Genomic DNA, 13363 nt, shown 5'->3' with positions numbered 1-13363 from the left:
GTAGCTAACTAAAAGTTTTTGGTGCCGCTTTTTACAAAAAGCGGCAGTTCCAGCCTGTAGCCAAAGAACAGGCAAAGAAGTGCAAAACATTAAAATTCGGCACGGGCGATATTTCCGACCGTGATGATCAGTTTACGGTCTTTGTTCACCCCGCCGACCCCCGGGATCACCGCCTCGACCGCTTTCCCCGGCGCCGCAGAGAGCCGGAAAATCCCCGTCCGCAACACCTTCCCGTCCGCCATCAGTCGGTATTCGATCGGGAAACCCTGCAAATCGGCGAATTGCATCCGGTTTTCGAACCGATAAATCCCCCGGCCGTTATCCACCTGCGAAATCGCCACGTTCGCAAAAATGCGTCGCAAAGCCTCGCTCCGCTCCATCGCCGGCAGATCGACCTTGCCGTCCGCCAGCGAAGCCTGCCGATAGTCATCCGCCAAAAAGTATTTTCCGCCCGGCACCTCAGCCGTCAGCGAAAGATCGTTCCACCGTTCCAGAAAAGCCCCCTGCAGACCCGGCGTCGTCCACCACTCCGTCGCTCCGGTCGTCGTCCGAGACGGAATCAGAGGCCGCCCCGACTCATTCCGCACCGTCTCCGGATAGTCCGGAGAATAGACATCCGTGTTCCACTCCATCCCCGCCCCGTTATAGACGATCGGCCGCGTCCGATCCTTCGCCCGGAGCATCAGATAGCCCTGATACATATTATATCCGTTCCCGGACCGATCGCCCAGCGACCACATCACCACCGAGGGATGATTCTTGTTACGTTCGTACATCGCCTCGATCCGCGCCAAATAGGCCTCGCGCCATGCCGGATCGTTCGTCACGTTCCCTCCCCTGCTCCGCCGTGTCCCCAGCCCCCAGGTATCGATATCCGCCACATCGCAGACATAAAATCCCAACTCGTCGCACAACTGATAGAAGCTGTACGGCATCGGATAGCCGTCCGTCCGAACGGCATTGACCCCGGCCCATTTCATCTCCCGGAGCATCGCCCGCATCTGCGCCGTATCCACATAATTGCCCGTCGAAACCGAATGTTCCGCCAGATTCACCCCTTTGAACACCACCGGCACGCCGTTTACCAGCAACCGTTCGCCCCGCGTCTCGACCGTCCGGAACCCCACCCGACAAGCCACATACTCGGTAAACCGCCCCTCGCGCTTGATGCGATAGAGAATCGTGTAAAGATTCGGCTCCTCCGCCGTCCATTTGCGCACGTTCGGTATCGAAGCCGTGAACCGGACGGTATCCTCCAGCCGCATCCCCATCTCCACCTCGCGGAAATCGCCGTTCACCCGTTTCCCCTCCGGATCGTACAGGTCGTAATAGACCGTCACCGGAAACGGGTTGAGCAGCTGCGTTTTCAGCAGCATCGCCGTTTCAAGCAGGCCATTGGTGTAACTCGGATCGAGCGTCGTCCGCACCAGATAGTCCCGCATCCGGATCTTCGGCTGGGCAAAAAGGAACACATCCCGGTTGATGCCCCCCAATCGCCACCCTTCCCAATCCTCCAGGTAGCTCGCCGCCGTCCACTGCGGCACCAGAATCGCCACCCAGTTTCTCCCCTCGCTGACGTATTTCGTCACGTCGAACTCCACCGGATTCTTCGAATCGCGACAGCTGAATCCCACCTCGTTGCCATTGACGAAAACCCGTGCCCCGGCCTTAACCGCACCGATATGCAGGAAATGCGCCTTGTCGAAGAGGTCGAAATCCACCGTAAATTTCCGGATATAAACCCCCACCGCCCCGTTCGGCACATACGGCGGCCGCACCTCTTTGGCCGACGCCGCAAAATCATAGGCCCGTGAAGCAAACACCGCACGCCCCCCGCCTCCATGTCCGGCCAACTCCCACGCTCCCGGCAAGGTCACCCGCTGCCAGCCCTCGATCAGCTTTTCCAGCGTCTCGCCATCCCCTCCGACCTCGGCCGGCACCTCCGCCATCGAACCGAACAGCCGGAAACTCCATTCGCCGTTCAGACCGACATAATACTGCGAGCTGTCGGAATCGTTGCGGAACGCATGCGCCGCACTCCGATAGCTCACGAACACCGAACGAGGCAACTCCTGCCCCGCCGACAAAGCATACGGAGCGGGGTATCCTTTCGGCCCGGCCTGAGCGGCGCAAGCCACAGAAAACAATGCGATTGCGGCAAGGAATCGTTTCATGGTCGAGTTTTTTCTAATTGGCAAAGATAGCTTTTTTTCGGGATTCCTTTTCAACATTCGGACCACGGACCACGTCGGCAACGACATTGTTAAAAAAACCGCTATATTTGTAACCACATTAAACCGAAAAAGCATGAAAGCATACGTTTTTCCCGGCCAGGGAGCCCAATTCACCGGCATGGGCAAGGAACTTTACGACACGGTGCCGGCAGCGAAAGAGCTGTTCGAAAAGGCGAACGAAATACTCGGCTTCCGCATCACGGACATCATGTTCAACGGGACGGCGGACGAGCTGAAACAGACCAAAGTGACTCAGCCGGCCGTTTTCCTCCATTCGGTGATTCTGGCCAAATCGCTGCCTGACTTCAAACCGGAAATGACGGCAGGGCATTCGCTGGGTGAGTTCAGCGCATTGGTGGCTGCCGGAGCCCTGAGCTTTGAAGAGGGGTTGAAACTGGTTTCGAAACGGGCACAGGCGATGCAGAAGGCCTGCGAATTGCAGCCTTCGACCATGGCGGCCATCATCGGTCTGCCGGACGAAGTGGTCGAAGAGGTCTGCGCTTCGATTCCGGAGGTGGTCGTAGCGGCGAACTACAACTGCCCGGGCCAGTTGGTTATCTCGGGATCGATCGAGGGGATCGACAAAGCGTGCGAACAGCTGACGGCCAAGGGAGCGAAACGCGCCCTGAAACTGAGCGTGGGCGGTGCTTTCCACTCGCCGCTGATGGAGCCGGCACGGGTCGAACTGGAAGCAGCCATCAAGGAGGCGAAGTTCACGACACCGGTGTGCCCGGTCTACCAGAATGTGGACGCCAAACCGTACACCGATCCGGAAAAGATCAAAGCCAACCTGATCGCCCAGCTGACGGCGCCGGTACGCTGGACGCAGACGGTGAAAAACATGCTCGCCGACGGCGCATCGTTGTTCACCGAGCTCGGGCCGGGGAACGTATTGGCCGGTTTGATCCGCAAGGTTAACAAAGAGGCTGTCTGCGAATCGAAGAACAGTCTTTAACAGGAGATCTATCCACTCCTTCCGGTCGGTTTTTCTAATTTATTTAGAAAAACCGACCGACTTTTATTACCTTTACCCTGAACTACGAACGATTCCGCTCGCAAACATGAAAAAGACACTCACAGTCAATCTGGGCGGTCGTCCTTTTACGATCGACGAAGATGCCTACGATACGTTGGCCGATTACCTGCGCCAGATCGAAAGGCGACTGGAACGACCGGAAGAGATAACCGATATCGAACGTCGGCTGGCAGACATACTGGCCGAGCTGAATCCGGGTATCATCGATGCGGGGACGGTACGGGTGGCTATGGATCGTTTGGGCTCGCCCGACCGGTTCGGATCCTTGAGACCGGAGACGGCATCTGCGCCGAACGAGCCGAAGCGACTGTATCGCAGTCGCCAGAGCCGAATGATCGCAGGCGTCTGCGGCGGTTTGGCCGAATACTTCGGGATCGACCCATTAATTGTCAGACTGATTGCATTGGTCTTGCTCTTTGGCGGCGGTGGGTTCCTGCTCTATGTGATCGGCTGGGTCGTCATCCCGCAGCGACCCGTCTCTTTTACCACGGAACGGAACACCCGATAACAGTAATGACGAATTTATAAATTCCCGACATTTCCCGGGCATGAAACGGTTTCTCTCACTCGACGTTTTTCGCGGCATGGTCATCCTGCTGATGATCGTTCTGAGCAATCAGACCGGAGGGAATGCTTTGGCTCCGCCCGATCCGGCGGCGGGAACGGTCGGGAGCGGGATGGGCGTGGCCGGATTGATCTTCCCGTTTTTTCTCTTTATTATGGGCAGTGCGATGTGGTTCTCCACCCATCGGGAGAGTTACGGATTCGGTGAGCGACATCCGAAATCGAGGCGGATCGGACATATCCTCTACCGGACAGTCGTTCTGTTCGCTTTGGGCATCGGGCTCAACTGGCTGCCTTTTCAGGACTATTTCGCGTTCGTCCGCATACCGGGAGTTTTGCAACAGATTGCCGTCACCTACTTTTTCGCCGCCCTGATCGCCCTTTATCTGTCACGGAGACGGACATTGATCGGAGCCATCGTCATCCTGCTGGCCGGCTACTGGTTCCTGCTCGACTCGGCGGGAGACGGCGTGGTGAGACAGTTCGACGAGCTCCTCTTTCAGTCGAGCCATCTGATGCGGTCGGCATTCGACATCGAAAATATGGGCGGCACACTGACGGTTATTCCGATGACGGCGACCGTCCTGATCGGCTATCTGGCCGGACGAACGATGGACCGGCCGAACACAATGAGCGGCGGAATCAGCACCCTGATGGTCGTCGGGCTCGCCTTTTTAGGGATCGGCTGGCTGTTCGGCCTGTTCGACCCGATGGACGGACAACTGTGGACGGTCAGCTACGTCCTGTTTGCCACGGGAGCGGCGATGGTGATCTGGAGCATACTCTCGTTCATCATCGAATACATGCAGGCACAGAGCTGGTGCGAATTTTTCACGATCGCAGGCACCAACCCGCTCTTCATCTACTGTTTCTCGACGGCTGCGGCCAAGCTGTTCGCACTGTGGGGAGTGACGCAGGCGGTGTACGGATTCTACCTCAGTTACCACCTGCCGGATGAGATCGCCTCATTGATGTGGTCGCTGACCATGGTACTGCTCTGCTGGCTCATCACGTGGCCGCTCTATCGGATGCGGATTTTTCTTGCCGCTTAAGAAAATGCGCGCCTTGAAACAAGGCGCGCACCTACCGGATCAAATCCTTTTCGACTATTCGAAATTCTTCCGAAAGAAATCCTCCATCTTATCGAACGGAATCACGTCGAGATTATCGTACAAATCGACATGGTTCGCGCCCGGAATAATCATCAACTCCTTGTTGTCACCTTCCAGTTTTTTGAAAGCATCCTCGCTGAAATAGCGCGAATGGGCCTTTTCGCCATGGATGAGCAGCACGGCACTCCGGATTTCGCCGCTGTAAGCCAGTATCGGCGCATTGAGGAACGACAGAGCCGAAGTCCGGTTCCAGCCGTCGTTGGAATTCAGCGAGCGGACGTGATAACCGCGCGGCGTTTTATAATAATCGTAATAATCCTTCACGAATTGCGGCGCATCTTCCGGCAGCGGATCGACCACCCCGCCCGCCAGGGCATACGAACCGGCCCGGACATCCGCGGTGCGCTGCTCGTTCAACTGCCAGCGGAGTCCGTACCGGGCATCGGCATCCATCGCATCGAAATAGCCGTTGGCTGTACACCGGCTGATATCGTACATGGTCGAAGCCACCGTCGCCCGGATGCGCGTATCGATCGCCGCCGCATTGACGGCAAAACCGCCCCAGCCGCAGATACCGATAATCCCGATCCGCGCCGGATCCACATCGCTGCGGGTGACGAGATAATCAACCGCCGCGCTGAAATCTTCGGTATTGATATCCGGTGAAGCCACATACCGGGGCTCTCCGCCGCTCTCGCCCGTGAACGACGGGTCGAATGCCACGGTCACGAATCCCCGTTCCGCCATCTTCTGGGCATAGAGCCCCGACGCCTGTTCCTTCACCGCTCCGAAGGGGCCGCTCACGGCGATAGCCGGCCGGCGCCCCTCCGCCTCCTTCGGTTCATAGAGATCGGCCGCCAAGATGATCCCATATCGATTTTTGAAAGTTACCTTACTGTGTTTCACCCGGTCGCTCTGCGGGAACGTCTTGTCCCACTCCCGAGTCAGATTCCTTGTTTCCATCTTGTCATTCGGATTATTCGTACGGTTCGTGCAGCCGGCCAGCAGGAATAAAACGGCTGCGATTGTCAGTGTTTTTAACATACTCTTCGGATGGTTCTATTTAATGGCCCGTCCCATTTCATAAGCGAGTTTCAGCGAAGGATGTCCCTCGATTTCGCCCGGCCCGGTGACCCCTCCGGCAAAGACAGACCCCGCCAGACGAGCCTTTCCGAAACAGTCGATCCACCCGCAAATCCCCGCCACAGCCCGTTCCGGCACCGACGCATCCTCCTCCGCCGCGGCAGTCAGCACATAAACCTCGCGGAAACGATAGTCCGACGCATAGAGCGGATTGGCCCGGTCGAGCAACGTTTTCAACTGGCCGCTCATCTCATAATAGTAGATCGGTGTAGCGAACGCGATGACCTCCGCATCGTGCATCCGTTCCACAACGGCCGGCGCATCGTCCTGAATAACGCACCGTCGGGTTTTCTGACAGGCGAGACACCCCCGGCAGAAACGGATATCCTTCTCCCTCAGGGTGATCTGTTCCACCTCGTGTCCCGCATCGGCCGCTCCGCGGGCAAACGCGTCGGCCAACGCCTCCGAATTGCTCCGCTGGCGGAGACTCGACGAAATAACCAATACTCTTTTCATGCTTCGTTGCAATTTGTTTTCCACCGGCAAAATTAAAACGAAAGCCTTTCGGAGAGATTTCCGAAAGGCTCAAACTACATTGCTGAAAAGCTCAAAAAACGCCTCAGACCGACACCGCCGATGGCGGTATGCCAAATTGTTTCTTAAATGCAGCGGAGAAATGCGACGGATTCTTGAACCCCACCTCCGCATAGACCTCCACCACCTTCCTGCCCCCCTCCTTCATCTTGGCATAGGCCACTTCGAGCCGCTTACGCATCAGCCACTTCTCCGGAGTCAGGTCGCTGACCTTCTTGAAATCGCGTTTAAAGGTGGCCAGACTCCGCCCCGTGTAGTGCGCCATCTCCTCCATCGTGAACTCATACATATAGTTTTCGTTCATGAACTCCAGAATGTCGATCTTCCACGGTTCGTTGAAATCGAAGAGTGTCGGCGCGAATCGTTCGTCGATGTGCAGCAAGGCGAGCAACCCCTCCTGCATTTTGAGCTGCATGAAGTCGCCCTGCGGGCGGACATCCGGGTCGAAATAGGGGGTCATCGAGGCAAAAAGGCTGGTCAGCTCCGCCGTCTGCGGCAACTTGACGACGCCGCTGTCGAGCTTCGGCGTCGAAGCCGGCACCGCCCGCTGCCCGAACCGTCCGTACATCTCGCGCAGAAACCGGCGCGTGAACATCAGAAAGATACCGCAGTACCGCTCTCCGTCGCAAGTCCGTTTGTACATCGTGATGTGGTGGTCGCGCGGTATGAAGACGCACTCCCCTTTCCGGACATGCATCTGCTCCCGGCCGTTGTCCAGCACCATCTCGCCCGAGTAGACGTAATTCATCGCATACTCCCGAGAACGATGCACGCATCCGCCCACATCGTCGTAATAGAAGCTGAAAAAGACATCGTTATAATTGAATATCAGCTTCATCGGATTTTCACCTGCCCTATTCATCGCTCATCTGTTTTTTCAACGACAAAAAGCGGTGCCGCCACAAACCCGGTTCCTAAAGATTTTTGAGCGTATCCAGCAGGAAAGCGTAGAACTTCGCCACCGAAGCGATCTCGACCTTTTCGTCCGGCGAGTGCGGAAAACGCATCGTCGGCCCGATCGAAATCATATCGAGTTTCGGATACTTCGCCCCGATAATCCCGCACTCCAGTCCGGCATGGATCGCCTTCACCTCCGGCACCTTGCCGAACAACCTCTCGTATCCCGCTTTCATGACGTGCAGAATCTTCGAATCCGGATTGGGCGCCCAGCCGTCGTAATCTCCCTGCGCCTCGATCCGGCCGCCGGCCAGCGTCACCACGGCGTCGATCATCGCCACCACCCGTTTCTTGCCGTAATTGACCATGCACCGCACCATGAACAACAGCTCCGCCTTTCCATCTCCCATCCCGACACGCGACATGTTGGTCGAAGTCTCGACCAAACCCGGCACCGTGTCGCTCATCCGGATAATCCCGTCCGGCATAGCGGTCAGCGCATCGACAAACCGTTTCCGGAAATCTTCCGTCGCCACCGCTGCCGGTACCTGCGCCTGCCGCGCCACACCGAACCGGATGCTATCCTCCACATGCGCCAGCTCATGCCGAATGGTCGCCTCGAACTCCCCGGCCGCCTTTTCGAACTCCGCCGCCCGATCCGCCGGCACCGCCACTACGGCCTTCGCCTCGCGCGGAATCGCATTCCGCAACCCGCCCGCATCGATCGTCGCGATCCGGGCATACGGCTGCTCACGCAGAAACCTGGTCAGCAATTTATTGGCATTCCCCCGCTGCAAAATAATCTCCAGCCCCGAATGTCCCCCTTTGAGTCCCGAAAGCGCGATTTCGTACCCCACATATCCCCCCGGCACCGCCTCCTCTTTGTATTCGAAATGCGCCGTCACATTGACCGCCCCGGCACACCCCACATACAGCTCCCCTTCGTCTTCCGAATCGAGATTGATGAGAATATCGCCCTTCAACATATCCGCAGCCAGCTGATTGGCCCCCGTCAACCCCGTCTCCTCGTCCACCGTGAAGAGGCATTCCAAAGCCGGGTGAGGAATGTCATCCGCCTCCAGAATCGCCAGCATCGCGCTGACTCCCATCCCGTCATCGGCCCCGAGCGTCGTCCCTTCGGCCGTCACCCAATCCCCGTCCACATAAGGCCGGATAGCATCCTTTTCGAAATCGAACTGCAGATCGCTGTTCTTCTGCGGCACCATGTCCATGTGTGCCTGAAGAATCACCGTCGGATGCCCCTCGTATCCTTTGGCTGCCGCTTTGCGCACCACGACATTACCTATCGTATCCTGCCGATATTCCAGTCCGTGCGTTTCGGCAAAATCGATCACATACTGCCGCAACTTCTCCTCGTGCTTCGACGGATGGGGAATCGAACAAACTTTCGCAAATTGTTTCCACAGAGCTTTCGGCTCCAGTTCAGTCATCTCTTTCATTATCGTAATGTTTTTAGTTATCCGTCCTTAATACTGCACATCGGTCAAAAACAGCCCGCAAGCCGGCGCCTGCGCACTCGCCTCGGCCCGCGCCCGGCTCTCGATGATGGCACAGAACTGAGCCGGCGTCAGCTTGCCCCGCCCCACATCCACCAGCGTCCCCACCACAGCCCGAACCATCCCCCGCAGAAAACGATCCGCCGCGATGGTAAAGATCAGCCGATCCCCCTCTGCCTGCCAATTCGCACCGAAAACCGTACACCGCGTGGTCTTCGTATCCGAATGCAGCTTGGCGAACGAGGCGAAATCCTCGTACCGGAGCATCGCCACCGCCGCCGTCTGCATCGCATCCAGATTCAGCGGCTGCGTAATCTGCCAGCACGTCCCCACCGCAAACGGATCCTTGACCGTCGTTATATAATATTTGTATTCCCTCCGCCTGGCATCGAACCGCGCATGCTTGTCATCCGCCACCGCATAAATTTTCCGAACCCCGATATCCTTCGGCAAAACGCAATTCAAATGATACAAAAACTCCGCCCCCTGCACCAGTTCCGGCTCCACCTCCGTATCGAGATGAGCCACCGCGAACGCCGCATGCACCCCCGTATCGGTCCGTCCCGCCCCGACCACCTCGTGCGGCGTCCCCAGCAGCTGCGACAACCCCGCCTCCAGCGTCTCCTGCACCGACGGCGCATTCGGCTGCCGCTGCCAACCGTTGTAAGCCGCCCCGTTATAAGACAATTCGATGAAATAACGCGCCATAATTCCCATTCGTAATAGGGTGCAATATAGCCAATTTTTCACGAAAACACACCTTCCGCCCCCGGAAAAAAGAGACACGCCCTGTCGATAAATTTGTAAAGTCGTGAAAAATAATTACCTTTGCACGCCCCATAAAGTATGGGAATGGGTCACAACAAACACAGTATTAACCACAAACACGTAGAACAGTGGAGTCATTAAGCTACAAAACTATCTCTGTCAACGCCGAGACCGCTAACAAAGAGTGGTACCTGATCGACGCGACAGATGCAGTGCTCGGGCGGCTCGCATCGCAGGTGGCGAAAATCCTGCGCGGCAAAAACAAGCCCAGCTACACTCCTCACGTCGACTGCGGCGATAACGTGATCGTTATCAACGCCGACAAAGTGAGACTCACGGGGAAAAAGATGACTGACAAAGTCTATACCCGCCACACCGGATATCCGGGCGGGCAGCGGTTCACCACGCCGGCGGAATACCTGGCCAAGAAACCGACTTTCATCATCGAAAAAGCAGTCAAAGGGATGCTGCCCAAGAATCGCCTGGGCGCGGCTATCTTCGGAAACCTGAAGGTCTATGCCGGAGCGGAACACCCGCACGCTGCACAAACCCCTAAAACCATCCAATTAAACGACATTAAATAATGAGCCAAGAAGTTGTAAACGCAGTCGGCCGCAGAAAATCCGCCGTTGCGCGCGTATACCTCACCGCAGGCGGGAGCGGCAAGATCACGATCAACGATCGGCCGCTCGAAACCTACTTCCCGATGGAAATCTTCCAATTCGTCGTGAAGCAGCCGTTGCAGGTGACCAACCTCTCCGAAGGCGTCGACGTGAAGATCAACCTCACGGGCGGCGGAATCAAAGGCCAGGCCGAAGCTGCCAGACTGGGCATCTCGCGCTGCCTGATCGAAATGGACGCCGAACTCCGTCCGGAACTCAAAAAGAACGGCTTCCTGACCCGCGACTCGCGCGTGGTGGAACGGAAGAAACCGGGGCGGCCGGGTGCACGCAAGCGGTTCCAGTTCAGCAAGCGGTAGTTTCCGCATACCATTTTGCACGTCTTATGTTACCGGCCCCACTGTCGGCCTAAACGAACGCAGACTACCCATACAGTACTACCGCTTCGTTGCATAAGACGCGAAAAACCGGGCCGGACCGCTTTACCCCTCTCGCGCAAAGCGCTACCGGAACGGTGACGAAAGAGTAAAAACAGATTTTTAAAAAATCGCAAAAATGCCAAGAACAGATTTCAATCAACTCTTAGAGGCCGGCGTTCACTTCGGACACCTCAAACGGAAGTGGAACCCGAAAATGGCTCCCTATATCTTCATGGAAAAGAACGGGATCCATATCATCGACCTCCACAAAACGGCCGTGAAGCTCGACGAAGCCGCTTCGGCGCTCAAACAGATCGCCAAGTCGGGACGCAAAGTGCTCTTCGTGGCTACCAAGAAACAGGCCAAAGAGATTGTCGCTGAAAAGGTGGCCGGTGTGGCGATGCCGTACGTGACCGAACGGTGGCCGGGCGGGATGCTCACCAACTTCCCCACCATCCGGAAAGCGGTCAAGAAAATGGCGACCATCGACAAACTCAACAACGACGGAACGTTCGACAACTTCAGCAAACGCGAAAAGTTGCAAATCGCCCGCCAGCGCGCCAAACTCGAAAAGAACCTCGGTTCGATCGCAGACCTCACCAGACTGCCGGCCGCTCTGTTCGTCATCGACGTCCAGAAAGAAGCCAACGCCGTGAAAGAGGCCAAACGGCTCAACATCCCGGTGTTCGCCATGGTTGATACTTGTTGTGACCCTACGAATATCGACTACGTGATTCCGGCGAACGACGACGCTTCGAAATCCATCGAAGTGATTCTGGATACCGTCACCTCGGCTATCCAGGAAGGGCTGGCCGAACGCAAGGTAGAGAAAGAAAAAGAGGCTTCGGAAGCCGCCGCAGCCGGTGCTACGGCAGCAGCTAAGAAAGAACCGCGTCCGCGGATGAAGAAACCGGCAGATACTGCTGAAGCGGCTGCACAGGTGGCTGAAACCGAAGCCGAAGCAGTTCTCGAAAACGCTGCTGAATAACTCATTGGATATAAGGTAATTTCACATACCGAACCAAGAGCGTGAAGCGTGCCGGGAGTCTGTGGGAAACACACTAAACTCGCGGCACGTAACGTTTATAAACCTTAGAAAAGGAGACTAAAAACATGGAAATCAAAGCGGCAGACGTAGCCAAATTACGTAAAATGACCGGTGCGGGGATGATGGACTGTAAGAAAGCCTTGGCGGAAGCCAACGGCGATTTCGACCGTGCACAGGACATTATCCGCGAAAAAGGAAAACTCGTAGCCAGCAAACGTGCCGATCGCGAAGCGACCGAAGGGGTCGTTGCAGCCAAGCTGACCGACGGAAATACCAAAGGATATATCATCTGTCTGGCTTGCGAAACCGACTTCGTCGCCAAGAACGACGAATTCATCAAGACGGTTAATGACATGCTCGATATCGCGATCAAACATGACGTGGCAGATATCGAAGCGCTGAAGACCTTGAAAGTCGGGGCACAGACCGTCGAAGAGATGGTCACCGAAAAATCGGGTCAGACCGGCGAAAAGATCGAACTGGCCTACTACGCTAAGATCGAAGCTCCGCAGTGCGCCAGCTACGTACACATGAACAACAAGCTGGGGACGCTGATCGGCTTCAACGCTCAGATTCCGGCCGAAGTGGCACACGACGTGGCTATGCAGGCAGCTGCCATGGCACCGATCTCGATCAGCAAAGACGACTGCCCGGCGGATGTGCTGGAAAAAGAACGCGAAATCGGTCGCGAACAGGCTCGTCAGGAAGGCAAACCGGAAGCCATGCTCGATAAGATCGCAGAAGGGAAAGTGGGTAAATTCCTCAAAGAATCTACGTTGCTGAACCAGGCTTTGGTGAAAGACAACAAAGTGACTGTGGCACAATTTATCCACAATGCCAATCCGGATGCAACCGTGATTGCGTATAAGCGCTTCTCGCTGAACGACTAACGTCAGTTTCGGCTACACACAGCCTTTCTTTCCTTCGGGAGAGAAAGGCTTTTTTATTACCTTTGTCCACCTTCACTCGATTTTCTTCATGGCTGAACAGCTGACCATCCCGAAAACCGACGACCGGCAAGCGATCTACACCGCTCTGCTCCCTCAGATCGAGGCGTTGGTAGCTCCGGAAAGCGATCCGGTGGCCAATATGGCCAACGTCGCCGCGGTATTGCGGGCAGCATTCGGTTTCTTTTGGGTCGGTTTCTACCGGGTCATCGGTCACGAACTGGTATTGGGGCCGTTTCAGGGAGCCGTCGCATGCAGCCGAATCGGCTACGGCAAAGGGGTCTGCGGAACCGCCTGGGAAAAGGCCTCTACCCAGATAGTAGCGGATGTGGATGCCTTTCCGGGGCACATCGCATGCAGTTCCGATTCGCGATCGGAAATCGTCGTTCCGCTATTCACCCCATCCAGTGACCAAGTGGTTGGCGTGTTGGACATCGACAGCGACCGTCTGGACGATTTTTCTGAAATCGATGCAGTCAATTTGGAAAATCTATTGAAGAAAATCGGCAATCGCCTTCAGTAAA

14 protein-coding genes are annotated in these 13363 nt (G+C 56.4%); 8 read left to right on the top strand and 6 right to left on the bottom strand.

The window, feature by feature from the left end; translation table 11 throughout:
* Nucleotides 1-89: 89 nt before the first annotated feature.
* Nucleotides 90-2174, bottom strand: coding sequence for a glycoside hydrolase family 2 TIM barrel-domain containing protein (locus QZ292_RS02865; RefSeq protein WP_294597588.1), 2085 nt, complete (start codon nucleotides 2172-2174; stop codon nucleotides 90-92).
* 133 nt (nucleotides 2175-2307) lie between these two features.
* Between QZ292_RS02865 and fabD the strand changes: the two genes are divergently transcribed.
* From fabD to QZ292_RS02850, 3 genes are all read left to right on the top strand, one after another.
* On the top strand, nucleotides 2308-3189 hold the full coding sequence (gene fabD / locus QZ292_RS02860; protein WP_294597585.1) for an ACP S-malonyltransferase: 882 nt from the start codon (nucleotides 2308-2310) through the stop codon (nucleotides 3187-3189).
* Between the two features lie 106 nt (nucleotides 3190-3295).
* Nucleotides 3296-3778 carry a PspC domain-containing protein gene (locus tag QZ292_RS02855; protein ID WP_294597582.1) on the top strand — a complete coding sequence of 161 codons (483 nt, stop codon included), beginning with the start codon at nucleotides 3296-3298 and terminating at the stop codon, nucleotides 3776-3778.
* Between the two features lie 40 nt (nucleotides 3779-3818).
* The gene (locus tag QZ292_RS02850) at nucleotides 3819-4886 is read left to right on the top strand and encodes a heparan-alpha-glucosaminide N-acetyltransferase domain-containing protein (RefSeq protein WP_294597579.1); all 1068 of its coding nucleotides are present in this window, start codon (nucleotides 3819-3821) and stop codon (nucleotides 4884-4886) included.
* A 54-nt stretch (nucleotides 4887-4940) separates the two neighbouring features.
* On the opposite strand, the gene QZ292_RS02845 is transcribed toward QZ292_RS02850, so the two are convergent.
* From QZ292_RS02845 to truA, 5 genes are all read right to left on the bottom strand, one after another.
* Nucleotides 4941-5909, bottom strand: coding sequence for an alpha/beta hydrolase (locus QZ292_RS02845; protein WP_294597594.1), 969 nt, complete (start codon nucleotides 5907-5909; stop codon nucleotides 4941-4943).
* A gap of 96 nt (nucleotides 5910-6005) precedes the next feature.
* On the bottom strand, nucleotides 6006-6545 hold the full coding sequence (locus QZ292_RS02840; protein WP_294597576.1) for a flavodoxin family protein: 540 nt from the start codon (nucleotides 6543-6545) through the stop codon (nucleotides 6006-6008).
* A 103-nt stretch (nucleotides 6546-6648) separates the two neighbouring features.
* Entirely contained in the window at nucleotides 6649-7461 is an 813-nt protein-coding gene (locus QZ292_RS02835; RefSeq protein ID WP_294597591.1) for an AraC family transcriptional regulator, read from the bottom strand.
* A gap of 76 nt (nucleotides 7462-7537) precedes the next feature.
* On the bottom strand, nucleotides 7538-8980 hold the full coding sequence (locus QZ292_RS02830; RefSeq protein WP_294597574.1) for an aminoacyl-histidine dipeptidase: 1443 nt from the start codon (nucleotides 8978-8980) through the stop codon (nucleotides 7538-7540).
* Between the two features lie 27 nt (nucleotides 8981-9007).
* The gene (gene truA, locus QZ292_RS02825) at nucleotides 9008-9745 is read right to left on the bottom strand and encodes a tRNA pseudouridine(38-40) synthase TruA (RefSeq protein ID WP_294597571.1); all 738 of its coding nucleotides are present in this window, start codon (nucleotides 9743-9745) and stop codon (nucleotides 9008-9010) included.
* A gap of 188 nt (nucleotides 9746-9933) precedes the next feature.
* Here truA and rplM point away from each other — a divergent pair, with 188 nt between their 5' ends.
* From rplM to QZ292_RS02800, 5 genes are all read left to right on the top strand, one after another.
* Nucleotides 9934-10389 carry a 50S ribosomal protein L13 gene (gene rplM, locus QZ292_RS02820; protein ID WP_294597568.1) on the top strand — a complete coding sequence of 152 codons (456 nt, stop codon included), beginning with the start codon at nucleotides 9934-9936 and terminating at the stop codon, nucleotides 10387-10389.
* Nucleotides 10389-10784, top strand: a complete 396-nt coding sequence (gene rpsI, locus QZ292_RS02815; protein WP_294597565.1) for a 30S ribosomal protein S9 — start codon at nucleotides 10389-10391, stop codon at nucleotides 10782-10784. Before rplM ends, rpsI begins: the two co-directional genes overlap by 1 nt.
* Nucleotides 10785-10980: 196 nt before the next feature.
* The gene (rpsB, locus tag QZ292_RS02810) at nucleotides 10981-11832 is read left to right on the top strand and encodes a 30S ribosomal protein S2 (protein WP_294597563.1); all 852 of its coding nucleotides are present in this window, start codon (nucleotides 10981-10983) and stop codon (nucleotides 11830-11832) included.
* A 125-nt stretch (nucleotides 11833-11957) separates the two neighbouring features.
* The gene (gene tsf, locus QZ292_RS02805) at nucleotides 11958-12782 is read left to right on the top strand and encodes a translation elongation factor Ts (RefSeq protein WP_294597560.1); all 825 of its coding nucleotides are present in this window, start codon (nucleotides 11958-11960) and stop codon (nucleotides 12780-12782) included.
* Nucleotides 12783-12870: 88 nt separating this feature from the next.
* The gene (locus QZ292_RS02800) at nucleotides 12871-13362 is read left to right on the top strand and encodes a GAF domain-containing protein (RefSeq protein ID WP_294597557.1); all 492 of its coding nucleotides are present in this window, start codon (nucleotides 12871-12873) and stop codon (nucleotides 13360-13362) included.
* The last annotated feature ends 1 nt before the right edge of the window (nucleotide 13363 follow it).

This window comes from uncultured Rikenella sp. (assembly GCF_910577125.1).
In the GTDB taxonomy this organism is placed as follows: Bacteria; Bacteroidota; Bacteroidia; order Bacteroidales; family Rikenellaceae; genus Rikenella.
The sequence above is the reverse complement of the archived record's forward strand: the minus strand, read 5'-3'. Positions and strand labels throughout refer to the sequence as shown.